Genomic DNA, 26,117 nt, shown 5'->3' on the forward strand with positions numbered 1-26,117 from the left:
TCATGAATGCGCACACCGGCTGGCAAACGGGAACGGAGGGTTCCGGTATTTCCGTTAACAACGCCACCGTGACCTATCGCAACGGCCATACGGCCTTGAAGAATGCAAGTTTCCAGATACCAACAGGCACGATCGCGGCGCTGGTGGGGGTAAATGGCGCGGGCAAGTCGACGCTGTTCAAGGCCGTGATGGGCTTTGTGCGTATTGCCCAAGGCTCGATTTCCATATTGGGCAAAACGGTCCCGGAAGCCCTTCGGCAAAATCTGGTGGCCTATGTGCCGCAAAGCGAGGAAGTGGACTGGAACTTCCCGGTGCTGGTGGAAGATGTGGTCATGATGGGCCGCTACGGCCATATGGGTTTCATGCGCATCCCCAAGGCTGCCGACCGTGATGCCGTGACCGCAGCTCTCGCCCGCGTCAACATGAGCGAGTTTCGCGGCCGCCAGATTGGCGAGCTTTCCGGTGGTCAGAAAAAGCGCGTGTTTCTGGCGCGTGCGCTGGCGCAGGATGCCAAGGTCATTCTGCTGGACGAACCCTTTACCGGTGTTGATGTAAAAACCGAGGAGCAGATCGTCCACCTTCTCCGCGCGCTCAGGGATGAAGGCAAGGTCATGCTGGTGTCGACCCACAATCTCGGCAGCGTGCCGGAATTCTGTGACCGTACCATTCTGATCAAGGGCACGGTGCTGGCCTACGGGCCGACCGAAGAAACCTTCACCAAGGACAATCTGGAAAAGACCTTTGGTGGCGTGTTGCGCCATTTTGTTCTGAATGGTTCGGATGGCGGAAAGCCATGGCCGGTCGGTGTCATGACCGATGATGAAAGGCCACTGGTTTTGCGCGACGGACGTCCAGTCTCGGGCCAAAGCGTGACATCGGAAGGGGCAGGCAATGATGAACGCCCTCGTTGAACCATTCACCTATGACTACATGCTCAACGCCATGTGGGTGTCTGCACTGGTTGGCGGTGTCTGTGCATTCCTATCCTGCTACCTGATGCTGAAAGGCTGGTCATTGATTGGCGATGCGCTTTCGCATTCCATCGTGCCCGGTGTGGCCGGCGCCTATATGCTGGGCCTGCCATTTTCCATCGGGGCGTTTTTCTCAGGCGGCTTGGCGGCGGTGACCATGCTGTTTCTCAACCAGCGCACCAAGCTCAAGGAAGATGCAATCATCGGGCTGATCTTTTCGTCCTTCTTCGGACTTGGCCTGTTCATGATGTCGATCAACCCGACGGCTGTGAACATCCAGACCATTGTTCTTGGCAATATTCTTGCCATCACGCCTGCCGATACATTGCAGCTTGCCATTATCGGTTTTGTGTCGCTGGCCATTCTGCTGCTGAAGTGGAAGGACCTGATGGTGACGTTTTTTGACGAAAGCCATGCCCGCTCCATCGGTCTGCGACCAACGTTTCTGAAGGCCGTGTTCTTCACACTGCTGGCAGCATCGACAGTTGCAGCCATGCAGACCGTCGGCGCGTTTCTTGTCATCTGCATGGTGGTCACACCGGGCGCAACGGCCTATCTGCTGACAGACCGTTTTCCGCGTCTGTTGGGCATCGCTGTTGCCATTGGTTCTATCACCAGTTTCACCGGTGCCTATGCCAGCTATTTCCTGGATGGTGCGACCGGTGGCATCATCGTCGTGTTGCAGACGCTGATCTTCCTCATCGCCTTCTTTTTCGCCCCTAAACATGGGCTGGTGGCATCTCGCCGCCGTGCAGCGCAGGCGCAGGAGGTGGCGCTATGAACTTCCTCGAGCCCTTTGAATTTGACTTCATGGTCAACGCGCTGGTCATAGCAGCTCTGGTTGCCGTGCCAACCGCCGTTCTGTCCTGTTTCATGGTGCTGAAAGGTTGGTCGCTGATGGGCGATGCCATCAGCCATGCGGTGTTCCCAGGCGTCGTCATCGCCTACATCGTTGGCCTGCCATTTGCGGTTGGCGCATTCGTGGCCGGCATGGTCTGTGCGCTTGCCACCGGTTATCTCAAGGATAACAGCCGTATCAAACAGGATACGGTGATGGGTGTGGTGTTTTCCGGCATGTTCGGGCTGGGACTGGTGCTCTACGTCAAAATCCAGTCGGATGTGCATCTCGATCACATCCTGTTTGGCGACATGCTGGGCGTGAGCTGGCAGGACATTACCGAGACGGCGATTATTGCGGTCATCACCACTGGCATTATCAGTCTGAAATGGAAAGACTTCCTGCTGCATGCCTTTGACCCTGCTCAGGCAAAGGCGGTCGGCCTCAGGGTAAACCTGCTGCATTATGGTCTGTTGTGCCTGATTTCGCTGACCATCGTCGGCGCACTGAAAGCCGTAGGCATCATTCTCGCCATTGCCATGCTGATTGCGCCGGGCGCGATTGCATTTCTGCTGACACGCAAGTTTTCCACCATGCTGATGCTTGCAGTGGTCATTGCGCTTACTGCGTCTTTGCTCGGCGTCTACCTGTCGTTCTTTATCGACAGCGCTCCGGCACCGACCATCGTGTTGTTGCTGTCGGCGATGTTTGTTGCCGCCTTCGTGAGGGCGAGTATCGTCACAGCGAACACCGAGGCCAATAACGGCTAAACAAAACGGCCCCGCCTGGTGCGGAAAGCAGGCGGGGCCGTTCAATTCAAATTTTACATCTTGCCCGCAACCTTGATGGCAAAGGAATATTCAAAGGCGATTTCCTCCAGTCGCTGGAAGCGCCCGGATTTTCCGCCATGGCCGGCGGCCATGTTGGTCTTCAACAAGATTGGCGCGTCGCCTGTGCTGTACTCGCGCAATTTTGCCACCCACTTCGTTGGTTCCCAATAGGTCACGCGCGGATCGGTAAGTCCGGAAATCGCCAGCAATGGCGGATAAGCCTTTGCACCGACATTGTCGTAAGGGCTGTAAGCCGCAATCCAGCTATATTCCTCTTCTGAATCGATCGGGTTGCCCCATTCCGGCCATTCCGGCGGTGTCAGCGGCAGGGTGTCGTCCAGCATCGTCGTCAGCACATCGACGAACGGTACGGCTGCAATGATGCCAGCGAATTTCTCTGGTGCCATATTGGCCACAGCACCCATCAGCATGCCACCGGCCGATCCGCCTTCAGCGATGATCTTGTCGTAGGAGGTGAAACCCTCCATAACCAGATGGTCGGCCGCAGCGATGAAGTCCTTGAAGGTGTTCTGCTTATGCTGCATCTTGCCGGTTTCATACCACTCGAAACCCTTGTCCTTGCCGCCGCGAATATGGGCGATGGCATAAACAAAACCACGATCTGCCAGTGACAGATTGTTGGTGCTGAATGAGGCCGGAATGCTGATGCCGTAAGCGCCGTAGCCATAGAGAAGGCAAGGGGCCGAACCGTCCAGCTTGGTGTCCTTGTGGTAGAGCAGTGATACCGGCACCAATGCGCCATCATGCGATGTCGCCATGACGCGGCGGGTCACGTAGTCATCGATAGTGTGGCCGGATGGAACTTCCTGGGTCTTCAACAATACGCGTTCACGCGTCACCATGTTGTAATCGAACAACTGGCTTGGGGTGGTCATCGACGAATAGGAGAAACGTATGGTGTCGGTGTCATATTCGGCTGCACCCTGCAGGCCGAGAGAGTAGGCTTCCTCGGCAAAGGCAATGGCGTGTTCTTCACCGGTCGCGCGGTCACGAATGACGATGCGCGGCAGGCCATCCCGGCGCTCCAGCCACAGCAGGTGGCGGGCATGCGCAAGGTGCGACAGGATAAGGCGGCCCGGTTCATGCGGCACCACTTCCTTCCAGTTTTCCTTGCCAGGTGCCGTCACCGGCGCTTCCATGATCTTGAAGTCCTTGGCATCACCGTCATTGGTCAGGATGTAAAAAACATCACCGCCCTCGGTCATGGAATATTCCACACCTTCCTCACGCTGCGCCACGATGACGGGCTCGGCAGTCAGGTCGGTGGTGGACAGCAGGCGATATTCGCTGGTCTCATGGTCATGAATGTCGATGAAAATCCAGTCTTCAAGCAGTGAGCCGCCAACGCCCATAAAGAAGCCAGGGTCTTTTTCCTCATAAACCAGGCGGTCTGTCGATTGCGGCTGGCCGATGATGTGGTGAAAGACCTTGGACGGCCGATGGTTTTCGTCCTGCAAGGTGTAGAAAAAGCTCTTACCGTCAGGCGCCCATGCGCCGCCGCCACCAGTGTTTTCGATCACGTCATCAAGGTCTTCACTGGTCGCGAGATTACGAACCCGCAGTGTGAAATATTCAGAGCCCTTGTCGTCATAGCCCCAAATGCCATGAGTGTGGTCGGACGAGTTGTCGATGCCAGCGAGGCGGAAATAGTCCTTGCCTTCAGCTTCCTTGTCGCCATCAAGCAGAACCTGCTTGTCACCACCGTCGCGTGGGGTGCGAAAATAGTGTGGTTGCTCACCACCGGTTACAAACAACGTGCCGTAGGCGTAGGGACCATCTTTCATAGGCACGGACGAATCGTCCTGCTTGATGCGGCCCTTCATCTCTTCAAACAGCTTTTCCTGCAGTGGCTTGGTGTCGCTGAGGGCTGCTTCCATATAGGTGTTTTCCGCTTCCAGATGGCTACGGATTGCCGGATCGAGCAGGGTCGGGTCCTTGAACATTGCCTGCCAGTTGTCTGCCCGAAACCACGCATAGTCATCGGTGCGGCTGATGCCGTGACGCGTATCCGTTACCGGCTTTTTTTCTGCGACAGGAGCGGCGGGGAGGTTCTTGAATATCGACAAAACAAACTCGCTTTCATCGGAAATGAATGGCAGCGCCAGTGGCCGTTTTCAGGCCGTGGCACCAGTGGAAGAAGATGTAGAGAGGGGCGGGGGAAGGATCAAGGTTGAATATCCACAGGCATCTCTGCTGGCCCCTTGAGATTTACCCTGTTTCGGGCACAATTCGACGATACAGCCTTAGGTACGTGGAAAAGAGCGGTTGCTGTTTTTATTTTCGAGGGAATCGAAATCACCAGGTCAGGATAATATGCGTCACCTTCTCCCGGCAGTTGTTCTCGTTGTCGTGTCAGCTGTTCCATCCCTTGCACTGGATAGTTCCGTCAAAAGACAGTTGAACGCGCTCGCACCGGAAGAACGTCTTGAGCAGCGTTGTGATATCGAGGCTATGGAGCGCATCGCCGCCGAACAGAAGGGCATGAGGCCGGACAAGGTCATCGCCTACACGTTCGGTGAGCCGCAGGTCACGGAAAACTCCATCAAGGCGGCAGGCGCCGTGTTTCGCAGCAGTGGCGAATGGTACAAGCTGAAATATAAGTGCCGGACCAGCGAACAGAACCTTGCCATCCAATCCTTTGATTACCGTGTGGGCGAAAAAGTCCCGGAATCGCAATGGGGCCAGTATTACCTTTACAACTGAAGCAGCTTTGCTGTTGACCCGGCCATAATTCAGGCGTTTATCCGGCGCATCCGCTTTTGATATTCTCCCGTTGAGCTGTGTCTGCCATGCGCCGTTATCTTCTTTCCAGCCTCGCCAGCGTTTGTTTTGTTGCGCTGTTTTCAGTGCCCGCCTTTGCGTCATCAGGGTTGGTTGAGCCGACGCTTAAAATGCGCCCGCAGGCAAGTGGCGTAACGCGGGTTGCCATCACGCTGGATGCCTGCATGGGCAAGACCGACTTTCGAATTCTCGATACGCTGGTCAAAGAGCGCATTCCCGCGACCGTGTTCGTGACCGCACGCTGGATCAGGCACAATCGAGATGCGCTTGCCATCATGCTGGCCAATCCTGATCTGTTTGAGATTGAGAACCACGGACAAGACCATATCCCGGCCATAGACCGTCAGGTCTCTGTCTATGGTATTGCCGCTGCCGGCAGCATGGAAAGTGTCATGCGGGAGGTCAATGGTGGGCGTGAGGCGATCATTGCGGCCACTGGCAAGGAGCCGAACTGGTTCCGTGGGGCAACCGCCAAATACACCCATTCCTCCATGACTGAGATCAATGGCATCGGCGAACGTATCGCCGGTTATTCCATCAACGGCGACGGTGGTTCGCTGCTCGGTGCCGGCGTTGCGCAAAAACGCATTGCTGCCGCCAAGGATGGTGATGTGGTGATTGCCCATATCAACCAGCCAACCCATCAGGCAGGTGAGGGCGTCGCCAAGGGGTTGCTCGCCTTGAAAAAACGCGGTGTCACCTTCGTCCGTCTGGATGATCCGGGATTTGATCCCGAAACCAACTAAAGCTAGTCGGGAAGGTTCGGCACCACTTTGCGCGACGGGAAAAGCTCCTGCGCGATTGTCATGCCAATCAACGACAAAGGCAGCGCCAGCATGGCACCTGCGGCACCCCACATCCACGTCCAGAAGATAATCGCGACAAACACGATAAACGGATTGATTTCGAGGTTGCGGCCAATCACGGCCGGAAACACTAGATTTTCCATCAACAGGTGGATGGTGAAGAACACGAAGGCGGGCAGCAGGCCAAGCAGCAAGGTGTCATGGGTTAACATGCCAGCAATCGTCAGGGATATGGTCATCACGGCAATGCCGATAAACGGTATGAAGCTGGAGAGGAAGGCAAACAGCCCCCATAGCAATGGCATGGCCAGACCGCCGAGATAGGCAATAAGAACCATGGTAACACCAAGCCCGGCATAAATAAGACTGGCGGTAGCGAAATAGGTGCCAAGCACATGTTCCACCGATCCGATGGTACGGATGGTCCGTAGTCTTTGGTGGCGGGCTGGAAAGGCCATGATGATGCCCTTGCGCAACCGCAAGCGGCTGTAGAGGAACATCAAAAGTCCGGCAAAGAAGATCAAGCCTTGCACAATCGCGGGTGTCAGGCTGGACGTGACGACGGACAGGATACCGGTGCTGCGGTCCAGCAGCGATTCCATCGACATTGTGCCGAAGCTGAAGGTCGCAGCAGAAATATTGAGCCATCTCACACGCTCAAGATAGGGCAGGAAACGTTCTGCGGTCTGATTCAGAAGTTGCGGCCCCTGAGAAGCGAGCATGGAAAGTGGATCGATCAGCGAATTGATGACGAAAATGAACACCAGTGCCACAAGGCCTGACAGAATGAGCGCCACGCCAAAGCCCGGAATACCGTAACCAGCCAGCTTTTCCGCTGCCATCCCAAGGATCATCCCGACAACGATTGCCATGACGATGGGGATCAGCACTACGGACAGCAGGTGTACGCAGGCAAGAAAGGCAATGGTGAACAGACCGACGATCGACCACTTGGCCGCAACTTCCAGCGCTTCGCGACCCAATGGCTGCTGGCTGCGCGCATCGTCATCCGGTGAATTTTTTCTTGATACGTGTCTGTGCTGCGGCGCCTCTACGATCGGTGTCACCGGAACTTTTTCATCGATTTTTATGGTGCCGTTCATGATTTCATATCCCCGTCCGGGACAGTAACGTTCAACAACAGTTACGGTTCCCGAATGGGGAGGGTGACCAGCAGAGATTTTAGGCTGCGAGCCTTAGACCAATGCCCCATGGATCTTTCAGAACGATGCCGTCGCTTTGACGCTCAGTTGATATACCCAACCGGTCCAGTGCGGCGACCGCGCTGTCCAACGCACCCTTTTCGTTGAAGCGCAGCGAATAACCGGCAAGACCCGTCATGTTGTCGCGTCGTGCCTGGGCACCACGGCTGTTCCAGATATTGGCGGCAACATGGTGGTGGTAGGAGCCCGTGGCAAAAAAGCTGGCGCCGGGATAGCGCGCCATGATCTTCAGGCCGAGCACGTCCTGATAAAACTCGTCTGCCTGCGGAATGTTGCCGACCTGCAAATGAATATGGCCGATGGCGGTACCATCAGGCGCACCTTCCCAAGGTGTCTTGGGGGCAGAGTTGTAGAGCTCCTGCAGGTTGAGGCGCAGCGTGTTCATCTCCACCGTGCCGTCCTGCTGGTAGGTCCATTCCAGCGGCGAGCGATCGCGGTAAACCTCGATGCCGTTTCCTTCCGGGTCAGACAGATAGATTGCCTCGCTGACCAGATGGTCGGATGCGCCATCAAGCTGAATATTGTTGTGCGCAATATGGGCCAGCCAATGTGCTAGATCCTTGCGGCTTGGCAGCAGGAAGGCGGTATGGAACAGGCCTGCCGCGTTGCGTGGTGCACGTTCGGCATTGCTGGATGTGGACAGGGTCAGCAAGGGTTGGCCGTTGACGCCAAGTATCTCTCCGCTTGGCTGTTTTTCAATAACCGACAGGCCAATGACCTTCTGGTAGTAGTCAGAAACGCGCGCCAGGTCGTTCACGACAAGATGTGCCTGCCCAACATAGGCCGGCCGTGTCAGTGCGAATTGCGATGTTTCAGTCATGATGTCACGAACTCCATCTGCGCTGGCGTGCTTGATCAGCAGGCGGCCGTGCGCCGCGGCGCCGTTCCGGCGACGCTTTATTTGACGTGAATATGGTCTCTCGGGAACGTTCAGGAAAGAGGGGCGTTTGGTGATTGAGCGTGCACTATTTGTTGACAATGAAGTTGTCTGCGCTTGACCTTAATCAAGGCAGAGCACCGCAAATTTGGGAAACTGCATGTATCGGTGAGGAACCGTTTTATAATTCTCGCGGCGACTGGCTTTGCGCTGCGTCGGGGTTTGGGAACTGGGGCTGTCATCGCGCTCAAATAGCCGCAGCCTTAACGTGGAAGGAGAAGCATATGTACAAGAAGATCGTTGTACCTGTTGACATGAGTGCCATTGAAAAGGGTGAAAAGATCATCCGCAAGGCATCGGGTTTGCTGGATGCTGGTGGCGAGATCGTTTTGCTGAATGTGGTCGAGCAGCTACCGGGCTATATCGCCATAGACCTTCCAGTCGACCTGATTGAAAATGCGATCAAGGATGGCAAGGCAAAACTTGTGGAACTGAAAGAGCGGACAGGCATTCAGGCAACAGTTGAAATCCGCAATGGCCCTCCGGCACGTGAAATTCTTGCCTGCGCGGAGGAACATCATGCCGATCTCATCATTGTCGCTTCGCATACGCCTGATTTCACCAACTATTTCATCGGTGCGACAGCGGACCGCGTTGTACGCCATGCAAAATGCTCGGTGCTGATCGACCGTTAAAAGCAAGGCTGCACGACATCTTTGAATTGGCGCGACGGTCTCTCGATGGGTGGCCGCCGCGCTGAAATCGACCATTAGAGGACATGGGTTATGGATACGTCTGGCTATGAAAAAATCCTGCGCGACAGGCAACGTGAACTGAACAAGCGGCTGCGCAAGATCGAGGATGACTTTGAGCAGCCGGTAAACCCTGACAATGAAGACCGTGCCGTTGAACGCAGCAATGACGAAGTTTTGGATGAGCTTGGCCAAGTCGGACAGGATGAGTTGAAGGCAATTGATGCTGCTCTGGTGCGCATTTCCGATGGCACATTCGGCACCTGCGTCAGATGTGGCAAGACCATTTCCGCTGAGCGCCTCGCAGCCGTGCCCTACACGCCGTTTTGCCAGGAATGTGCGGCAGAACAGCAAGCTGAACAGGTGTGAGACGAGGATGTGGCCTGGCGCTTCGCCGGCCACATCGTCATGACAGGCTGCAACATATCCGAACGCAACGTGATCGTCAGTTTCGAGACACCACTTGCTGTTGGCGCGTGTTGTCGGCATTCTACACGCCTGACAGCAGGAACGGGCCATGAGTGAACTTTGGCGTTTAGGCCGCAAATATGATTTTCACGAAATCGTCGCCGACGGCATCGTGCATGGCGTCGGCATCGTGCTGGCCTTGATCGGCGCAACCGCGCTGATCTTCTACGCTACAGTATGGAGCACATTCAGCGGCATGGCCGCCGCCTGGGTCTATGGGCTGGGGCTGGTTTTGTGCCTGTCCATTTCCTTTACCTATAATATCTGGCCACATTCGCGCACCAAATGGTATCTGCGGCGGCTCGATCATTCTGCGATCTTTTTGCTGATTGCCGCCACTTACACCCCATTCCTGCAACGCGGTGCAGACGAACCGCTAATCGTGTTTATGTTGGCTTTCATCTGGCTGGCAGCCATCGGTGGCATTGCTCTGAAATGCCTGTTTCCCGGTCGTTATGACCGTCTGGCCATCCTGCTTTATCTTGGCATGGGCTGGAGCGGTGTTCTGATCGCCGCGCCGCTTTCACAATATCTCTCGACAGTAACCATCTGGCTGATCGTGGCGGGCGGCATGATCTATTCGCTGGGCGTGATCTTTCACGTTTGGGAAAAACTGCGATTTCAGAACGCCATCTGGCATGGCTTCGTGGTGGCTGCTGCTGCCGTGCATTATTCTGCGGTTATCACCTGTTTCAGCCTTTCGCCTGTCACCGGTCTATGAGACATAACAGCCATATTCCGGCTTTACATGTGATGGACATACTCGATGACACTTATTGTGCGTGACGCGACGGAAGCAGATCTGTCTGCGATCATGGATATTTATAACGACGCCGTTCTCAACACCACGGCGATCTGGAATGACACGGTGGTTGATCTGGAAAACCGCTTGAACTGGTTCAAGGCACGCAAGGACAAGGGATATCCTGTTCTTGCAGCTGAACTGGACGGCAAATGTGTCGGTTATGCTTCTTACGGCGACTGGCGGGCGTTTGATGGTTTTCGCCGTAGCATGGAGCATTCGGTTTACGTGCACAAAGAAGCGCGCGGCACCGGTGCCGGCAAAACGCTGATGCAGGAGTTGATCCTGCGCGGCAGAAACAATGGTGTGCATGTGTTGATCGGAGCAATCGAGGCGGAAAATGCCGCGTCCATTCGCCTGCATGAAAAAATGGGCTTTCGCCATGTCGGCCGGTTTGAGCAGGTTGGCATCAAGTTTGGTCGCTGGCTCGACCTGACCTGCATGGAACTACGCCTCGGCGAAGCGGATCCGACGTGAGCAACATCCATTTCATCACCCACCCTGAAGTCGTGGTCGATCCGGCAAAACCGGTGCCGCGCTGGTGCCTGTCCGATAAGGGCATTGCCCGTATGCGGGTGTTTGCGGCCTCTGCGGCCATGGCCGAGGTCACGAACGTCTGGGCAAGTGATGAAACAAAGGCCATTGAAGCAGCAGGCATTCTGGCCGGGTTCCATGGTCTTCCGGTTCAGGTGCAGCACGCGCTGCAGGAAAACGATCGCAGTGCGACCGGCTTTTTGCCGCCCTCTGAATTCGAAGCCATGGCGGATCGGTTTTTTGCCGAACCCGATAAAAGCGTGCGCGGTTGGGAAAGAGCAGTTGATGCGCAGGCCCGTGTTCTGCAGGCTTTCCAGTTGATTACAGCAGAGGCAGACGGGGCGGGTGATGTGGCAATTGTCGCCCATGGCGGCGTTGGCACGCTGCTGCTCTGCGCCCTGCAAGGCGTAAAAATTGACCGCGCCCATGATCAGCCCTTCCAGGGGCATTACTGGACATGGTCACGTGAGGAGCAGCGCGTTCTTGGCAGATGGCAATCCATTACACCGGATTAAGCGATTGTCGGGGTGAAAGCCGCAGCCCTTCCACGCAACGGGACATCCCATAAGACAAAGGGCAGGTCGATGTGATCCTGCCCTTTTTCAATTTCATGAATACGCGGTTTGTTATTGCGGCTCAAACACCATGGAATGGCCGTTAATGCAGTAACGCAATCCCGTCGGTTTGGGTCCGTCAGGGAACACGTGGCCGAGATGGCCACCACAATTGGCGCAACGGATCTCAGTGCGGACCATGCCGTATTTTGTATCGCTGTGCTCGGTCACCGCGTCAGCCTTAACCGGCTCGAAGTAACTTGGCCAGCCGCATCCCGCATCGAATTTGGTGTCTGAATAAAACAGGGGCTCATCGCAGGCAGCACAACGGTAAAGACCCTTTTCATTGCTGTCCCAATACGGGCCGGTAAACGCGCGTTCGGTACCGTGTTCCCGCAGGATATGGTACTGTTCCGGGGTCAGTTGTTCTCTCCACTCCGCATCGGTTTTGACGAGTTTAGATGTCTTGATGTCGTTCATGGCGCTGATCCTTTCTGTTGTCCCTTTAGATAAGGTGCGTTACGTCAAGAAAAAAGCCCGCAAGTGCCAGTTCCCCGGATTTGGTGGAGAACTTTGTGTATGGCCCGATTCTCGCTGAAAATGGTTGAGGCACGACCCATGTTACCCTATTGAAAAGAGGGTGTTGTCGAGGGGGATTCTTGACAGTTCCACAGGGGGTGAGATGTCTGAAAATGTCACGTTGATGACATTCATTGTGCTGTTTCTGCCATTTGCAGGCGCGCTGGTTGCACCGTTTCTGGTTCGCAGATTCAGTCACAACGCCGCCTGGATACTTGCCCTCATTCCGGCCGTTGCTTTTGCCCAGTTCGCCTCTTTTCTGCCGCTTGTCGCAGCAGGGGAAGCCGTCACAGGCGGTTATATCTGGGTGCCGAGCTTCAATCTTAGTTTCTCGTGGTTTCTTGATGGCCTTTCGCTGACCTTCGCGTTGTTGATTACCGGTATTGGAGCTCTCATCGTTCTCTATGCGGGCGGCTACCTCAAGGGCCATCCGCAGCAGGGTCGCTTCCTGTCCTTTCTGCTGCTGTTCATGGGGGCGATGCTTGGCGTTGTGGTCTCCGACAGTTTCTTGATGCTGTTCGTCTATTGGGAACTGACCTCGATCACATCATTCCTGCTCATTGGTTTTGACCATGAGCGCGCGGCATCACGCCGCGCGGCGTTACAGGCGCTGCTGGTCACCGGTGGTGGTGGCTTGGCTCTGTTGGCAGGCCTGATCCTTATCTGGAACATCAGTGGCGTCACCCAACTTTCCCAATTGATGCAGGGCGGCGATATCTTGCGTGCTAGCCCGCTCTATCTGGTCACGCTGGTGCTGGTTCTTGGCGGTGCTTTTACCAAATCCGCGCAGTTCCCATTCCATTTCTGGCTGCCCAACGCCATGGAAGCACCAACACCTGTTTCGGCCTACCTGCACTCAGCGACCATGGTCAAAGCTGGCGTCTACCTGCTGATGCGCCTTAATCCGGTATTGGGCGATACGCCCGCCTGGGAAATCCTGCTGCCGCTCTTTGGCGGCATTACCATGCTTGTCGGCGCGTTTCTCGCGGTACGGCAGACCGACCTCAAACTGATGCTGGCCTATACAACGGTGTCTTCTCTTGGTCTTCTGGTCATGCTGACCGGCTTTGGGTCGCCACATGCCATCGAGGCGGCCGTGCTCTATCTCATCGCGCATTCGCTGTTCAAAGGCGCACTTTTCATGGTCGCCGGAGTTATCGATCATGAGGCAGGCACCCGTGATGTGACGAAGCTTGGCGGACTGCGCAAGGCCATGCCGATAACCTTTACCGCGGCGCTGGTCTCTGCGATTTCCATGGGCGGCCTGCCGCCGATGTTTGGATTTTTGGCCAAGGAAGAAATCTACTATGCGCTGGCGCATAATGACCCGCGCGCCGTGTTGTTTCTCGGTGTCGCGATCATCGGCAATGCACTGATGTTTGCCATTGCCTTTGCCGTGGCGCTGAAACCGTTCCTTGGTGGGCCGGTCAAAACACCGAAACATGCGCATGAAGGGCCGGTATTGTTGTGGCTTGGCCCGACCGTCCTGGCCGCATGCGGATTGCTGCTGGCACTGTTGTCCGGTGTTGCCCACCGTTTCCTGTCGACGCCAATGGCCAGTGCCGTTGCCGGAGAGGTGAGGGCGGTGGAAATCTCCCTGCTGCCACATATCGGCATTCCGCTGGCGCTATCGCTGCTGACAGTCGTGCTTGGAATTGTCGCATACAAAAGCATTGCGAAGCTGCGCATCCTTATTGCGTCGACGCTGCAGGCAATTGGCGGCGGACCCGACAAGGGCTTTGACGGTTTCGTGGCCCTGATGGTCAAGATGGCATTTCATGTTACCCGCTTCATTCAGCCGGGCCGCATGGAGTTTTATGTCACAGCGACCTTTGCGGTGCTGGCCTTTGCACTGCTCGTACCCTTGTTCGTTTACGATGAATTGCCTGACATGCCGGTCTGGCCGCGGGACATTCTGCTGCATGAATTGACCTTCATCGTCATTGCATTGATCGGCCTCGTGGCGATCCTGATGTCGAAGACCCGCCTCAATGCCATTGTTGCTCTTGGTATACAGGGCTTCTCGGTTGCCGTTTTGTTTCTGCTGTTCGGCGCACCAGACCTGTCCTTCACCCAGTTCATGGTAGAGACCCTGTCGGTGGTCATTCTAACCCTTGTCATGACCCGGTTGCGCCTGTCTGCGGTCGATCACCGCTCCTGGGGGCAGATCATACTTGACAGCACCATTGCTATTGCATGCGGTGCCGGTTTTGCACTGATGCTGCTCAAATCCACGCAAGTGCCATTCAACAACAATCTGACGGACTTCTTCAATCAGTGGTCCAAGGTGATTGCCCACGGCGCCAACGTGGTGAACGTCATTATTGTCGATTTCCGTGGCACGGATACGCTGGGCGAAATCTCTGTCGTGATGATCACCGGCCTTGCCATTCTGGCGCTGATCCGGCTGCGGGCAGGTGTGCGTATTCACCCGCTGGATGATGACCAGGGCGGGCAGGAGAAACGCGCATGAATACGATCATCCTGCGGACCATTGCGCCGGTGATTACCAGTCTGATGGTGCTGTTTTCTATCTTCGTGCTGCTGCGCGGCCATAATGAGCCGGGCGGCGGTTTTATCGGTGGACTGATCGCCGTTTCCGCGCTGGCCATTTATGGCATTGCCTTTGGCGTCAACGCCGTTCGCCGCGCCATCCGTTTCCATCCGCTGGCCATTGCAGGCGCAGGTTTGCTGCTGGCAACCGTATCCGGTTTGGTATCTGTCATTGCCGGTGTGCCTTTCATGACTGGCCTGTGGATCTATCCCAGCCTGTTCGGTGTCGAGGTTCCGCTTGCTACCGTCATGTCCTTCGATGTCGGCGTCTACCTTGTCGTTGTTGGGGCCATAACCTCCATTGCTCTGGCGCTGGAAGAAAGGGACGTTGACTGATGGAAGCCGCTTTTTCTATTGTGGTCGGTATCTTCTTTTCCGTCGCCATATATCTCATGTTGTCGCGTTACAGCATCCGCATACTGCTGGGCGTTGCGGTGCTGGGCAATGCCGTCAACCTTCTGCTATTTACCTCCGGCCGTTTGACGCGAGAGGTGCCGCCAATCATCGGGGCGGGTATGGATACGTTGCCCGCGGACACGGCCAATCCTTTGCCACAGGCACTGATCCTGACAGCCATCGTGATCTCATTTTCGTTTTTCTGCTTCCTGCTGGTGCTGACCTGGCGTGCCTTTCAGGAACTGAAAACCGATGACACGGACGAAATGCGTAAAGCCGAACCGGTGCATGAACCCTTGCCACCGCTTGGCTACTGACGTTTCAGCATAGAAAGAAAAAATGGCCGCTCCTTCTTCTACAGTGCCAGATTACGCCGCCGCCATGGTCATGCAGCCTGTGGCTGCCTCCGAGTGGCTGATCATTCTGCCGGTCGCCGTCTGCATTGCCTTTGGCGCCATTTTGATGATGGTGCGCCACTCCACATGGCTGCATGCGCGTATTGCACTGACTGGTCTTGCGGTGCTCGTGGTTCTGGATGCAGCCCTGTTGTGGAAGGTCGCAACACAAGGGCCGTTCACCATGGTCATGGGGCGTTGGCTGCCGCCATTTGGCATTGCATTTACCGCTGATTTGACGGGTGCACTGTTGGCCTTTGTCGCGGCGCTGTCGGCGTTTGCCTGCGGCCTTTATTCCCTGTCGGATATGGATGAAAACCGTAAGCGGTACGGTTTCTATCCATTTTTGATGTTGCTGATGGCCGGTGTAAGCGGCGCATTCCTCACCGGTGATATCTTCAACCTCTATGTTTGGTTTGAAGTGCTGCTGATTTCGTCCTTTGGCCTGCTGGTGCTGGGGTCGGAAAGAGAGCAGATCGACGGTGCGTTGAAATATGCGGTTCTCAACCTGATCGGCACAACCTTGTTTCTGATTACCGTCGGTTACCTCTATGCCATTTTCGGCACGCTCAATATGGCTGACATTGTGCTGAAGGCCGGTGATCTACGGGGTACTGCTCCGATGATGACGCTGGCCTGCCTGTTTACCTTGGCCTTTGCAATGAAGGCGGCAGCGTTCCCGGTCAATTTCTGGCTGCCTGCATCCTACCACACGCCCAAGATCGTGGTTGCGGCATTGTTCGGCGGTCTGCTGACCAAGGTCGGTGTCTATTCTCTGCTGCGCGTCATGGTCATGCTGTTTCCGGTCGAGCGAGAAGAGTTGAGCTTCGTGATCGCCGTCGTCGCAGCCCTGACCATGATCCTCGGTGCACTTGGCGCTCTGGCGCAAAACGATATCAGGCGCATGCTGGGCTACGTTGTGGTGTCCGGTATTGGTTACATCATGGCAGGTGTCGCCATCGGCACTACAGCCGGTATCAGCGGCGCAATTTTTTATGCTGTCCAATCCGTGTTGCTGATGACCGCTCTCTACCTTGTGGCAGGTGTTGCCGCACGCATTGGCGGTGGCTGGTCGCTCTCTGAACTTGGCGGCCTCTACAAAACCGCACCTCTGTTCTCCGGCATGGCGCTGGCATTGTTCTTTGCCGGGGCAGGGCTACCGCCCTTCATTGGCTTCTGGCCAAAGGCTATGTTGGTCAAGGCGGCGATTGATATCGGCGCGTGGTGGCTGGCAGCTTCGCTGCTGGTGGCCGGTTTCATCATCACGCTGACCTTTGGTCGTGTCTATCTTCTGGCCTTCTGGCGCCCGCAAGTGAAGCAGGTCGGCACACAGACTGCTGTCACAATCCAGCCAGGTTTTTCGATTGCCGTTACTGCTATCGCTGGCCCGGCGTTGCTTGTGACCGTTGGCGGCGTCTTTCCAGAAACCGTCTTTAATCTCAGTCAGCGGGCATCAGAAGGTCTGGTGGATCCATCGGCCTATATACGATCTGTCTTTCCAGAGGGGAGCGTAAGATGACCCTGCTTATCGTCAATGTTCTCTTTGTTGTCGTCTGGGTTGCCATTACCGGCAGCGCGACGCTTCTCAATATCGGTTTCGGCTTTCTTCTGTCAGCATTTGCGCTTTGGTTGATCCGTGATCAGGTGGGCGGACGCAGTTACTGGATCCGTATTGGCCGTATAGCGTCGTTGATCGGACTGTTCTTCAAGGAGCTGATGCTGTCGGCATGGACTGTCGCCGTGATGGTGGTGAAACCACGCCTCGACCTGCAGCCCGGCATTTTTGCCTTTCCCCTGACTGTGACCAGTGACTTTGAGATAACCTTGCTCGCCAACCTTATTACGCTGACACCGGGCACGCTGTCGGTGGATGTGTCGGAAGACAGGCGTTTCCTTTACGTGCACGCCGTGGATTGCTCGAATATCGAGGCAACGAAGCGGGATATTGCCAATGGCTTTGAGCGCAAGATCATGGAGGCCTTTCGATGAGTGCCGTATCCCTGATCGTATCATGGGCAACTGTTGCTGCCCTCGTCATCCTCTCGCTGTCATTTCTGCTGACCGTCTACCGCGTCATAAAGGGGCCAACACTTCCGGACAGGATTGTTGCCCTTGATATGCTCGTTGGTATTGTGATCGGCTTTATCGCGGTCATCGCCATCAAGACGGGTTTCACGCTCTACATCGATATCGCGATAGCCCTCGGCCTTGTCGGGTTCCTGGCAACCGTTGCTTTTGCCCGCTTCGTGTTGTTACGCGCGCCGAGCAACAACGGCGTGACCGCCAAAGCGGCACGACCGCATGAAAAACCACAACGAAAAAAAGCATCGAAAAGGAAGAAGTAATGGAGTTGATCATCGCGCTCATAACCGCGTTTCTGATGCTCTCCGGTGCGCTGTTTGCGCTGGTGGCAGCCATTGGCGTCAACCGCTTCCCAGACCTCTATACGCGCATGCACGCCGCCTCAAAGGCCGGTACGATCGGCTCTGGTTTGCTGCTATTGGCAGTAGGAATTCATTCTATCGATATTTCAATTTTGGCGCGAACAATAGCCGGTTTCTTTTTCTTTATATTGACGGCACCGATATCTGCGCATTTGCTTGCCAGAGCTGCCCATATCGCAGGTTACAAGCTTTGTGATGTGTCTGTTATTGATGAATTGAAGATAACCGAAAGTTGAAAATCTGAATATTATCCAGATCTCCAGCTATATATTACCAAATCATAAGGTTCTCTAACGTCAAGATAGAATTTTCTTGAGGAATACGTAAATTATAAGAAATCAGTAGCTTAAATTAGTATGAAATTATAATTGGACTTTTTTTGAAACGGTGTTATTCGATTTCCCATTAAGTTTCTGATGCTGGTTTTCCTGCCGCGCAACATGCTTTGTGATCATTGAGACTACGTGATCAGTGCTCTCCTAAATGAGCATATGCTTTGTGCGGCGTCGTTGAATGGCCAGTAACAGACGATGTTTGCTTTGTCTGCTGGAAGCCATTTGGGGGTGGTTTCGTAACATGTTCATAAACATGGAAGGGCAGGATCAAACGTTGCCGTACCGGAACGAACTGATAGGAGATACTTATATGACTGAAACCGCATACGGTAGTGCACATGATCTGCTGGTTGAACTAACCGCTGACATTGTTGCCGCCTATGTCAGCAATCATGTTGTTCCGGTTGCAGAACTGCCAAGCCTCATTTCTGATGTGCATTCCGCCTTGAGTGGTACAACAGCCCCAGCCCCTTCTGTAATTGCTGCCGAGAAACAGAAACCTGCCATCTCGGTCAGAAAGTCGGTTCAGGACGATCAGATCATCTGCCTCGAATGCGGCGGTTCCTTCAAGTCGCTGAAGCGCCACCTGACAACCCATCACAACATGACGCCGGAAGACTACCGCGAAAAGTGGGAACTGCCGGTTGATTATCCGATGGTTGCCCCAGCCTATGCCGAAGCACGTTCGCGCCTCGCCAAGGAAATGGGTCTTGGCCAGCGTCGCAAGGCTTCGCGCTAATCGCTTTCAAGTTTGCAGTGCCTCGGCCAAGTTTGAGGTCGCGACTTTAAACTGGCAATAATGAGTAGTTTTGAAAACCGGCCCTTAGAGGCCGGTTTTCTTTTGCGCGGATTTTTGTATATAAAGAGGAAAAAAATCACATTTATTTCATTGTTAGATACGCAGTCCTCGCGGCAATATCTCGTTTTCGACAGACTGAAATTATGTGAAGATGCTGTTTTATAATGATTAAATAATGGTTCATTGAAGGTTTGTTTGTGGTCACTCCGCAAGGTCGCTAAGGGGATGTACAAAAGTGATATGATAATTTCCCCTTGCATGCAGCGCATGACATGAATTAATTCCTATTCATGAAGGGAGTTCGTTCATGCCAGGGGATACACAAAGGAAAGATATCCAGCCACAACAAGGCCAGAAGAACCCGGCCGCACCGATGGTGATGTGCGGCGGACTGCCATTTCCCACCCGCCGCGTGTGCCGTATCGTCAGGCAGTTGACCAGCGAATTGGTGGTACTTGCGGGGGAGCGTACCCTGGTGCGCAGTGACCGGCGCCGAGCGGCCTGCCACATCAGGCAGATTGCGATGTATGTATGCCATGTTGTGCTTGGCATATCTCTCAGTGACATCGGCATATCCTTTGGCAAGGACAGGACAACAGTCGGTTATGCCTGCAATGTTGTCGAGGACAGGCGCGACGATCCCGGTTTCGACGAGTTCGTTTCTGTCCTTGAGCGTATTACAGCCTCAGTCTTCAGCAAGGCCGACATCTGAAACAGTTCGCCATGTCGCGGTGAACGAAAACAGACGACACAAAAAAGGCGCGACCACAATCGCGCCTTTGAAGGAAGAGCGGGCGAACCATTTCCAGGATGAAACCAGTCCGAAGGACTTGACCGCCAACTGGATTATTATTGCAGGCGCAGCCGTGCCTCTTCCCTGATGCGATTGATCATCGAGCGCAGGCCATTGGCGCGCTGGGAAGACAGGTGCTCCACCAGACCGATTTTGTCGAAGACTTGGATGGCATCCAGCTGCGTGATTTCGGAGGCATGTTTGCCCGAATAGACGGCAAGCACAATAGCCACCAGCCCGCGCACGATATGGGCGTCAGAATCGCCCTCAAACGTCATCACAGGGTTTTTGTCGGCATCTGCATGTGTCACGAGCCAAACCTGGCTGGCACAGCCCTGAACCTTGTTCTGGGCGTTCTTATGCTCGTCGGCCAAGTCAGGCAGTTCCTTGCCCAACTCGATCACGTAACGATAGCGATCCTCCCAATCATCGAGAAAGGCAAAGTCGTCCATCATTTTGTCGAGAGAGGTCATCACACTATCCATTTAATTGCTTGCCGCCATATAGGTGAAAATCTTGCTGATTTGAACCGCCAAGCAAAGAAAAAGCCCTGCCGGATTTTCACCGGGCAGGGCGTGACCAAATTCTCAGTCCAGTTCAGGCAGTCCGGCGGCAGACGATGGCTATCAACTGTCCGCAAGGTGTATGTGCCGAAGGAGTGGTCATCTTCGGCAGGAATTTCAGATGGCGAGGGCAGCGCCGAATTCAGAGGATATTAAAGGGCAGGGCGCTTTTGCGGAACGGGCACGAAACCCTCAGATGTCGCCTTGTCGCCATTCTGAGGGAATTCAACGCTGATGCTTGGCGTACCGGTCGAGGCGGTGGTCAACTCAGCGGTGGCCTTGTCTTCGTTGACACCAATCTGGGTGTCGAGAAATTCATAGGCAACCTTGGCGCCGTCACGGGCACGTCCGGCCAGTGCATGGAATGTCTCTGCACCTTGTTCACAAACTTCAGGTTTCTCCGTGCAGATTGCGCTGACATAACGGTAGGCTTCACTGGCAGCCGAAACTGCACCTGCGACATTCATCGGTGTCGAGGTCTGCGATTCGTTCTGCGCGGCGCCAAAATAGGATAGCGCCACCAGCACCAGCGAAAACCAGAATGTTCCTTTAATAAGAAACCACATTGTTAACTACCCTGTTTGTTGGCTTGCCTTTCAGGCCTGCCTTGTTTTGCAACGGTGTCCCGTTTGCGAATGCCCTGTTTTTCGGGCTTGAGCAGAACCTACACACAACAGACCAACAGCCGTTTGAAATTTCCGGCGGTATTTTCATCAAATTTGATTCAATTTTTATCTTTTTTCCTTTTCCGGCATGCCGTCCTAAGCAATTGGATCTAATTTAAACGATGATGTTAAGCATAATTGCGGCAGCGCGGCCCTAATGCACCGCAAACCTTGGGTTCTCTTCGCCACAATGATTAACAGCATTTGGAAAATTGAGCAAAATCCGTCGCTTACCCGTCATTAACCATGATTGGCAAAGTCGCTGTGAAATGTTCCGAAATGAGATTTCAGGCCCTTTTGCTGCCCCATCTGACCCATGTCTTTATCCTTTCTTTAAGTGCCAAGACCTATTCTCCGGCCTCGAGAAGACCGTTTTAGGGTTTTGGTGTGCAAGTATTGAGTAACATTGCTGATAGAGCGGTTGCAGGCATTGATCATGTCGCAAGCATGTGGCTTGCGCGCATGGAAGAAGATGCCGTGCAGCGGACCGCCAGAGTGCCGGTGCTGCGCCGGTTCATGGCTTTCAGCCTATGTGCACTGTTCGTCGTGCCGACCATTATGAGCCTGTTTGTAAGTCCAGCAATTGCGCTTCCAGCAGGGGCGGCGATCGTGTTGGCAAGCTTCCTTATTGTCATTGCCGTATATCTGGGTGTGCGCCGTCCGTTATCCTCCGCTGCAACTGTGGCCAACCAGCCGGTCAAGCTGGATGCGCTTGCTGCCTATGTTCCTGGCGTGGTTATCTTTTTTGACGAGCTGGGCATGGTGCAAAATGTTGCCGGTCGCGACATCGACGCCTTTCCAAAGAGCGTCAAGGATTGCGCCGGTTATATGTTTGCCGAGCGTATTCATGTGACGGACCGTGTTGCCTTTGCACAGGCGCTGGATTGCCTGCGCCAGGGTGCGGAGCAGTCGTCTGTCGAGCTGCGTTTCGAACAATCGTCGCTTAGCCGTGGTGCCGATCAGTTCCTGCATACCCGCATGGATATGACGGCGGTTCGCGAGCCGAGTGGTGAACTTCTGCGGGTCATTGGCCAGCTGCGTGATACGACCGAAAAGGAAGTTTTGCGCGGTGAAGTGGCACGCAAGGTCGCCGAGGCCGAATCGGCCAATGACGCCAAGTCGCGTTTTCTGGCCGCCGTCAGCCATGAGCTGCGTACGCCGCTCAATGCCGTCCTTGGTTTTTCGGATATCCTTGCCGGTGAATATTTCGGCAAGTTAGAGAATGATCGCCAGCGCGAATATGTTGCGCTGATCCGCCAGTCCGGTGCGCATCTCCTGTCTGTGGTCAACACCATGCTGGACATGAGCAAGCTGGAAGCCGGTCGTTACGAGCTGCTGATGGAGCCGTTCAACATTGGCGAATCGATTTCGACCTGCGAAGCCATGCTTGGCCTGCAGGCCAAGGAAAAGGGCGTCACTCTGACCAGCCGCGTCCAGCGCGATCTCGGCGATGTGGTTGCAGACCAGCGTGCCATTCAGCAGGTTCTCATCAACCTGACTGGCAACGCACTCAAATTCACCGATGCCGGTGGCGTCGTCAGCATGGATGCGGCCCGCGAGGGCAACACGCTGAAAATCTCTGTCAGCGATACCGGCATCGGTATTGCCGCTGACAAGATCGATTTGCTGGGCCAGCCTTTCATGCAGGTTCAGAACGAATATACCCGTCGCTATGAGGGCACGGGGCTTGGTCTTTCGCTGGTCAAGGGACTGGTTGGTCTGCATGGCGGTCGTTTTGCTATTGCCAGCCGTCCGGGTGAAGGAACAATTGTAACGGTTACATTGCCAATTGACGGTTCAGGCGCAATTGGCTGTGCACAGAATGATGAAACCGAGCGCATGGTCGAATTTCCGCCACGTCTTCGGCAGATCGCTTCTGTGGAAGTTATGAAAGAGGGAAGTGTAAATGGCACCGCGAAAGCGAAAATCGCCTGAGAGGAAACCAGCCCGCCGTGAGCCGGGTGTCGTTTCTCTGGCTATTGGCGCTGTGGGGCGCCAGGTGGGGTATCAGATCGGTCAACATCCGCGCCTTGTCGCCGGTGTCGCCGCCTTTACGATTGTCTTCGGTTTCGTGTCCGCCAACGCGCTCTGGTACCAGCCAGGTGTGCATCCGTCGCCGTTTCTCAGAACCCGTGACGAAGTCAATCCCAACGGCATTGCCGGCTATCGCGTTGCACAGCCACTCGATGCCACGGGCGATGTAACGACATTCCGTATTGAGCGCGCACCGGGTGAAGCAGAAGATCAGCAGGACGGCAGCCAGTCGCCGGACGGCGCATCGCAGCAGGCCTCGACACAGGTGTCCGATGGTCAGCCATCCCAGGTGCCTTCGCAACTCGTAGCCGAGATCCAGCAGGAACTGGCCCGCCGCGGTCTCTATGATGGCAAAGCTGACGGCAAGATCGGTCCACGCACCACTGCGGCAATCTTGTTCTTTGAAGAAACCGTTGGCATGACGCAAACCGGTGAGCCGACCACGCGCGTTCTCGCCGCACTGAAAATCGATGGTTCGACCGTATCGGCGATTCCGAGAGATCGCCCGAACGAGAGCGCCGGCAATCAGGGTGTCGCGATTGACCCCGTCGCAGCGGCAATCCGCAAATCGGAAAATGCCAAGCCGTCACCGGTCAATGCGACGGCGCAGAATGCCGCCATCAAGCCTGTCAATAATGAGCTCGTCGCCAAGATCCAGCAGGGGCTGGTCAACATCGCCTATGCCAATGTGACCGTGGACGGCATGCTTGGGCAGCAGACCCGCACGGCGATCCGCCACTTTGAAAAACATTACCGCCTGCCTGAAACAGGCGAGCCAAGCGATGCGGTATTGAAGAAGCTGAAGGATATCGGCGCCCTGTAACAGGGCCGCCTCTCCATTCAAGCAGGAAACCCTAAATGCGGTTGAAATCGGATATCTTTGTCGCCGCGCTCATTCGGCGGGTATTTGCCAGTGGTGATTTCGCGGCCGTTGAAAAACGCGGTGCGGAAGAGGCGGGTGCGATCTTTATCCGCCAGCGATTTCGTGATGGCTCCGAAACGCTCTTTGGCCCGGCGCCACAGGTGTTCTCTGACAGTGAGGAAAGCGACGCAGGGCGCCGCTTCGAGGTACGTCTGCGGCGGCAGGATGCAGCGGCGGTTGCCGCTGTCATCGAGAAGGAGAGTCGCTTTGACAGCGATCTCTGGCTGGTGGAAATTGAAACGGAAAACGCCATTGACCTGTTTACAGTCGTGAACGGCGATATCTGAGAAACATGCTGGCTGGTCGTGTCAGCCAAACCGTTTCTGTTTGTCCGCATCCTTAGGCTGGAACGTATAGCTGTCGGCACGGCGCCAGCTTTCGATACGTTGTTCACAGGCAATCGCGTCAAGCTTGTACAAGATTCCTTCAGCCCGGCTGATGTCACCAGTCTTCTGGCTAAGATGCGGATAGAAGCCCTGTAGTACGAATATCGCGTCTGACGGGTTCATACCCAGCCCCTTGAGGGTTGTTGCCAACTGCACGCCGGATATATCCAGCATGATGCGCTCTGCAAGCCAGTGGCTGGCCGAAAGCGTGTTTGCAAGGGCGGCAGAAAACTGCCGGGCATCCCGCTCACGGGCAAAACGCACCAGCAAGGCTTCCTGAATGTCGCTCAGGCGGCGAAGGCCCAGCACATCGTCGGATGGACGGCTGACCTGCCGAGCCATGGTCTTGATCTGCTGGCGAAGTTCTTCCTCACGCGACGGATTGCTTGGCGGTACATCGATGATTTCGGAAGGCACAGGTGCGGCCTGAACGGCCTGCGCGTCCGCTGCCTTTGCCGTTTCCACGGGCTGCGAGGCGGACTGCGAATGGCCAATGCCGACCAGGGCATCTATGACGGTTGGCGAGAGAGATTCTCTGCGCACAATGGCGCGCGCGTGGGCACGCCCTTGCGTCCGGGCAATGGTGATCAGCGTTTCGTCATTGAGAGATTTCGAAGAAATCAGAAACGGTGCGGAAATCGAAATCGGCTGGCTGGCAATAAAAAATGCCACCGGTGCCGGAATGTCGGGATGTTGAGACAGGGCTGCAATGGCCTGGCGCCGTGCCTCATCGGTCGAAGCGGCAAACAAAGGCATGAAAAGCTCTGCAAACTGGCGTAATTCCGACTTCGATGGATGTGCAAGTGTCTCGAAGCTTGTGACCGTAGCCATCAGCACGACATCTTTCTTCCGCATGGCCGTAGGCCTTTCAAGTTCTCGAAACCGGTCGTCCAAAGCGCACCCAATACAACTTACGCAAACGCAATATTGTGTAGATTTAGAACAAATGCGTTGACGTCCTGTTAACTATGGGGGGCTGCGTGCCAAGTTTTTCAGCGAGCATGAAAGTTGCTGTGGAAAATTGCGGAAAAATCAGGGAGGGCAGGAAATGGCGAACAAAGCGCAGCATCTGAAAATGCGGAACCCGCACCATAGTTTTGCTATGAAATGCGGGCCCTAACCGTCGTCATGACGGCTGAATCCTATAGAGAACACTGAACCTTATTCCGTCAAACGCTGATACACGGATTTCGCCCCCAAATTTTGGGGTGTCAAAAAATGGCGTGAGAAAAAACTATTTCATTACAACGGCATAAATCGCCTAAATCTTAGGTTGTTGAAATTAAGGCCCGTGGTTGTAAGATTAATAAAATCTTGTTGACCTACTACGAGATTTCAGGGGCCGGCCTGTGGATATCCGCACAGTTGCGTCCAAATTAGCATTAACTATCTGTTAACCATAATGTGGCTTGATCGCATACTATGCAGTGGTTCGAATACCGAGTGTAGAAGGCGTTTCAGAATGTCAGTGTGACCACAGATAATGAGCCTGACTTGCCGCCTTCTTCATAATGTTGACTCAAGTGCCCATGAGTGTGCCAAAGGTCAATGAATGATGCAGCGAAGGAGAGGAGCATGGCAGACATTATCAAACTGGACAGTGCGAATGATCGCTCTTTCCATGGTGTGAAAGCGAAAAGCAGCCCAGCCATCAACGGCCCGGCGCAAATCCTGTTTTTCACTGGCGTGCGTTATGAACGCCGCACGACGGAACCGGAAACACCGGCACCCACAACGACCAACGGTCGCCCTGTACAGCCAGGAAAAGCCGTCAAATCCTGATGGACCGCATCAGT

General features: G+C 54.9%; 31 protein-coding genes. 24 read left to right on the forward strand and 7 right to left on the reverse strand.

Annotated elements, in window-relative coordinates:
* Positions 1-2: 2 nt before the first annotated feature.
* The 3 genes from ACZ5FM_RS03190 to ACZ5FM_RS03200 are packed head-to-tail and all read left to right on the forward strand — an operon-like array spanning position 3 to position 2,579.
* The gene (locus tag ACZ5FM_RS03190) at positions 3-911 is read left to right on the forward strand and encodes a manganese/iron ABC transporter ATP-binding protein (protein ID WP_464039696.1); all 909 of its coding nucleotides are present in this window, start codon (positions 3-5) and stop codon (positions 909-911) included.
* Positions 895-1,752 (forward strand): metal ABC transporter permease, encoded by an 858-nt coding sequence (locus ACZ5FM_RS03195; protein ID WP_441296656.1) that lies wholly within the window; start codon positions 895-897, stop codon positions 1,750-1,752. Before ACZ5FM_RS03190 ends, ACZ5FM_RS03195 begins: the two co-directional genes overlap by 17 nt.
* Positions 1,749-2,579 (forward strand): metal ABC transporter permease, encoded by an 831-nt coding sequence (locus tag ACZ5FM_RS03200; protein ID WP_464039697.1) that lies wholly within the window; start codon positions 1,749-1,751, stop codon positions 2,577-2,579. Before ACZ5FM_RS03195 ends, ACZ5FM_RS03200 begins: the two co-directional genes overlap by 4 nt.
* Positions 2,580-2,632: 53 nt before the next feature.
* On the opposite strand, the gene ACZ5FM_RS03205 is transcribed toward ACZ5FM_RS03200, so the two are convergent.
* On the reverse strand, positions 2,633-4,726 hold the full coding sequence (locus ACZ5FM_RS03205) for a S9 family peptidase (RefSeq protein ID WP_464039698.1): 2,094 nt from the start codon (positions 4,724-4,726) through the stop codon (positions 2,633-2,635).
* Here ACZ5FM_RS03205 and ACZ5FM_RS03210 point away from each other — a divergent pair.
* The 3 genes from ACZ5FM_RS03210 (at position 4,713) to ACZ5FM_RS03220 (ending at position 6,187) form a co-directional block, all read left to right on the forward strand.
* On the forward strand, positions 4,713-4,865 hold the full coding sequence (locus tag ACZ5FM_RS03210; protein WP_192487285.1) for a hypothetical protein: 153 nt from the start codon (positions 4,713-4,715) through the stop codon (positions 4,863-4,865). The two genes, ACZ5FM_RS03205 and ACZ5FM_RS03210, sit on opposite strands and share 14 nt — an antisense overlap.
* 108 nt (positions 4,866-4,973) lie before the next feature.
* Positions 4,974-5,363 carry a DUF930 domain-containing protein gene (locus tag ACZ5FM_RS03215; protein ID WP_192487286.1) on the forward strand — a complete coding sequence of 130 codons (390 nt, stop codon included), beginning with the start codon at positions 4,974-4,976 and terminating at the stop codon, positions 5,361-5,363.
* A gap of 86 nt (positions 5,364-5,449) precedes the next feature.
* Positions 5,450-6,187 carry a polysaccharide deacetylase family protein gene (locus ACZ5FM_RS03220; protein WP_464039699.1) on the forward strand — a complete coding sequence of 246 codons (738 nt, stop codon included), beginning with the start codon at positions 5,450-5,452 and terminating at the stop codon, positions 6,185-6,187.
* A gap of 2 nt (positions 6,188-6,189) precedes the next feature.
* Here the strand turns inward: ACZ5FM_RS03220 and ACZ5FM_RS03225 are convergent, their stop codons facing one another.
* Together ACZ5FM_RS03225 and ACZ5FM_RS03230 are read right to left on the reverse strand one after the other, a co-directional pair.
* Complete coding sequence (locus tag ACZ5FM_RS03225; protein ID WP_250983074.1) at positions 6,190-7,350, reverse strand: AI-2E family transporter; 1,161 nt, start codon at positions 7,348-7,350, stop codon at positions 6,190-6,192.
* Positions 7,351-7,429: 79 nt separating this feature from the next.
* Positions 7,430-8,290, reverse strand: a complete 861-nt coding sequence (locus ACZ5FM_RS03230) for a VOC family protein (RefSeq protein ID WP_464039700.1) — start codon at positions 8,288-8,290, stop codon at positions 7,430-7,432.
* A gap of 341 nt (positions 8,291-8,631) precedes the next feature.
* On the opposite strand from ACZ5FM_RS03230, the gene ACZ5FM_RS03235 reads away from it, so the two are divergent.
* The 5 genes from ACZ5FM_RS03235 to ACZ5FM_RS03255 all read left to right on the forward strand — a co-directional run bounded on the left by ACZ5FM_RS03235 (position 8,632) and on the right by ACZ5FM_RS03255 (position 11,418).
* A complete protein-coding gene (locus ACZ5FM_RS03235; RefSeq protein WP_464039701.1) occupies positions 8,632-9,042 on the forward strand; it encodes a universal stress protein in 411 nt (136 codons plus the stop codon).
* Positions 9,043-9,132: 90 nt separating this feature from the next.
* A complete protein-coding gene (locus ACZ5FM_RS03240) occupies positions 9,133-9,468 on the forward strand; it encodes a TraR/DksA family transcriptional regulator (protein ID WP_275640718.1) in 336 nt (111 codons plus the stop codon).
* Positions 9,469-9,616: 148 nt separating this feature from the next.
* Positions 9,617-10,288: a PAQR family membrane homeostasis protein TrhA gene (trhA, locus tag ACZ5FM_RS03245; protein ID WP_250983070.1), complete on the forward strand. Its 672-nt coding sequence runs from the start codon at positions 9,617-9,619 to the stop codon at positions 10,286-10,288.
* 45 nt (positions 10,289-10,333) lie between these two features.
* Positions 10,334-10,846 carry an N-acetyltransferase family protein gene (locus ACZ5FM_RS03250; RefSeq protein WP_464039703.1) on the forward strand — a complete coding sequence of 171 codons (513 nt, stop codon included), beginning with the start codon at positions 10,334-10,336 and terminating at the stop codon, positions 10,844-10,846.
* Complete coding sequence (locus tag ACZ5FM_RS03255; RefSeq protein ID WP_464039704.1) at positions 10,843-11,418, forward strand: histidine phosphatase family protein; 576 nt, start codon at positions 10,843-10,845, stop codon at positions 11,416-11,418. The genes ACZ5FM_RS03250 and ACZ5FM_RS03255 overlap by 4 nt, the downstream gene beginning before the upstream one ends.
* Before the next feature lie 111 nt (positions 11,419-11,529).
* On the opposite strand, the gene msrB is transcribed toward ACZ5FM_RS03255, so the two are convergent.
* The gene (gene msrB, locus ACZ5FM_RS03260; protein WP_192487295.1) at positions 11,530-11,937 is read right to left on the reverse strand and encodes a peptide-methionine (R)-S-oxide reductase MsrB; all 408 of its coding nucleotides are present in this window, start codon (positions 11,935-11,937) and stop codon (positions 11,530-11,532) included.
* 202 nt (positions 11,938-12,139) lie between these two features.
* On the opposite strand from msrB, the gene ACZ5FM_RS03265 reads away from it, so the two are divergent.
* The 9 genes from ACZ5FM_RS03265 (at position 12,140) to ACZ5FM_RS03305 (ending at position 19,670) form a co-directional block, all read left to right on the forward strand.
* Positions 12,140-14,509 (forward strand): putative monovalent cation/H+ antiporter subunit A, encoded by a 2,370-nt coding sequence (locus ACZ5FM_RS03265; RefSeq protein ID WP_464039705.1) that lies wholly within the window; start codon positions 12,140-12,142, stop codon positions 14,507-14,509.
* Positions 14,506-14,925 (forward strand): Na+/H+ antiporter subunit B, encoded by a 420-nt coding sequence (locus tag ACZ5FM_RS03270; RefSeq protein ID WP_250983066.1) that lies wholly within the window; start codon positions 14,506-14,508, stop codon positions 14,923-14,925. The genes ACZ5FM_RS03265 and ACZ5FM_RS03270 overlap by 4 nt, the downstream gene beginning before the upstream one ends.
* Complete coding sequence (locus ACZ5FM_RS03275; protein ID WP_464039706.1) at positions 14,925-15,302, forward strand: Na+/H+ antiporter subunit C; 378 nt, start codon at positions 14,925-14,927, stop codon at positions 15,300-15,302. Before ACZ5FM_RS03270 ends, ACZ5FM_RS03275 begins: the two co-directional genes overlap by 1 nt.
* Positions 15,303-15,324: 22 nt before the next feature.
* Positions 15,325-16,899, forward strand: a complete 1,575-nt coding sequence (locus tag ACZ5FM_RS03280) for a Na+/H+ antiporter subunit D (RefSeq protein ID WP_464039707.1) — start codon at positions 15,325-15,327, stop codon at positions 16,897-16,899.
* Positions 16,896-17,369 (forward strand): Na+/H+ antiporter subunit E, encoded by a 474-nt coding sequence (locus tag ACZ5FM_RS03285; RefSeq protein WP_250983063.1) that lies wholly within the window; start codon positions 16,896-16,898, stop codon positions 17,367-17,369. Before ACZ5FM_RS03280 ends, ACZ5FM_RS03285 begins: the two co-directional genes overlap by 4 nt.
* Positions 17,366-17,725, forward strand: a complete 360-nt coding sequence (locus tag ACZ5FM_RS03290; protein ID WP_464039708.1) for a cation:proton antiporter — start codon at positions 17,366-17,368, stop codon at positions 17,723-17,725. The genes ACZ5FM_RS03285 and ACZ5FM_RS03290 overlap by 4 nt, the downstream gene beginning before the upstream one ends.
* Entirely contained in the window at positions 17,725-18,060 is a 336-nt protein-coding gene (gene mnhG, locus ACZ5FM_RS03295) for a monovalent cation/H(+) antiporter subunit G (protein ID WP_464039709.1), read from the forward strand. The genes ACZ5FM_RS03290 and mnhG overlap by 1 nt, the downstream gene beginning before the upstream one ends.
* 409 nt (positions 18,061-18,469) lie before the next feature.
* Positions 18,470-18,898 carry a Ros/MucR family transcriptional regulator gene (locus ACZ5FM_RS03300; RefSeq protein WP_192487303.1) on the forward strand — a complete coding sequence of 143 codons (429 nt, stop codon included), beginning with the start codon at positions 18,470-18,472 and terminating at the stop codon, positions 18,896-18,898.
* 433 nt (positions 18,899-19,331) lie between these two features.
* Positions 19,332-19,670 (forward strand): helix-turn-helix domain-containing protein, encoded by a 339-nt coding sequence (locus ACZ5FM_RS03305; protein WP_405049395.1) that lies wholly within the window; start codon positions 19,332-19,334, stop codon positions 19,668-19,670.
* Positions 19,671-19,807: 137 nt separating this feature from the next.
* Here the strand turns inward: ACZ5FM_RS03305 and ACZ5FM_RS03310 are convergent, their stop codons facing one another.
* Both ACZ5FM_RS03310 and ACZ5FM_RS03315 read right to left on the reverse strand, forming a co-directional pair.
* The gene (locus ACZ5FM_RS03310; RefSeq protein ID WP_312943487.1) at positions 19,808-20,224 is read right to left on the reverse strand and encodes a SufE family protein; all 417 of its coding nucleotides are present in this window, start codon (positions 20,222-20,224) and stop codon (positions 19,808-19,810) included.
* 242 nt (positions 20,225-20,466) lie between these two features.
* Positions 20,467-20,880, reverse strand: a complete 414-nt coding sequence (locus ACZ5FM_RS03315; RefSeq protein WP_192487305.1) for a DUF5330 domain-containing protein — start codon at positions 20,878-20,880, stop codon at positions 20,467-20,469.
* 504 nt (positions 20,881-21,384) lie between these two features.
* Between ACZ5FM_RS03315 and ACZ5FM_RS03320 the strand changes: the two genes are divergently transcribed.
* The 3 genes from ACZ5FM_RS03320 to ACZ5FM_RS03330 are packed head-to-tail and all read left to right on the forward strand — an operon-like array spanning position 21,385 to position 24,222.
* A complete protein-coding gene (locus ACZ5FM_RS03320) occupies positions 21,385-22,914 on the forward strand; it encodes a sensor histidine kinase (RefSeq protein ID WP_464040414.1) in 1,530 nt (509 codons plus the stop codon).
* The gene (locus ACZ5FM_RS03325) at positions 22,886-23,836 is read left to right on the forward strand and encodes a peptidoglycan-binding domain-containing protein (RefSeq protein WP_464039710.1); all 951 of its coding nucleotides are present in this window, start codon (positions 22,886-22,888) and stop codon (positions 23,834-23,836) included. The genes ACZ5FM_RS03320 and ACZ5FM_RS03325 overlap by 29 nt, the downstream gene beginning before the upstream one ends.
* Before the next feature lie 35 nt (positions 23,837-23,871).
* The gene (locus ACZ5FM_RS03330; protein WP_464039711.1) at positions 23,872-24,222 is read left to right on the forward strand and encodes a DUF1491 family protein; all 351 of its coding nucleotides are present in this window, start codon (positions 23,872-23,874) and stop codon (positions 24,220-24,222) included.
* Between the two features lie 21 nt (positions 24,223-24,243).
* On the opposite strand, the gene ACZ5FM_RS03335 is transcribed toward ACZ5FM_RS03330, so the two are convergent.
* Positions 24,244-25,176 (reverse strand): DUF2336 domain-containing protein, encoded by a 933-nt coding sequence (locus tag ACZ5FM_RS03335; RefSeq protein ID WP_464039712.1) that lies wholly within the window; start codon positions 25,174-25,176, stop codon positions 24,244-24,246.
* 720 nt (positions 25,177-25,896) lie between these two features.
* Between ACZ5FM_RS03335 and ACZ5FM_RS03340 the strand changes: the two genes are divergently transcribed.
* On the forward strand, positions 25,897-26,103 hold the full coding sequence (locus ACZ5FM_RS03340; protein ID WP_312943493.1) for a hypothetical protein: 207 nt from the start codon (positions 25,897-25,899) through the stop codon (positions 26,101-26,103).
* Positions 26,104-26,117 lie beyond the last annotated feature (14 nt).

Source organism: Agrobacterium sp. 5Ca50, assembly GCF_055381905.1.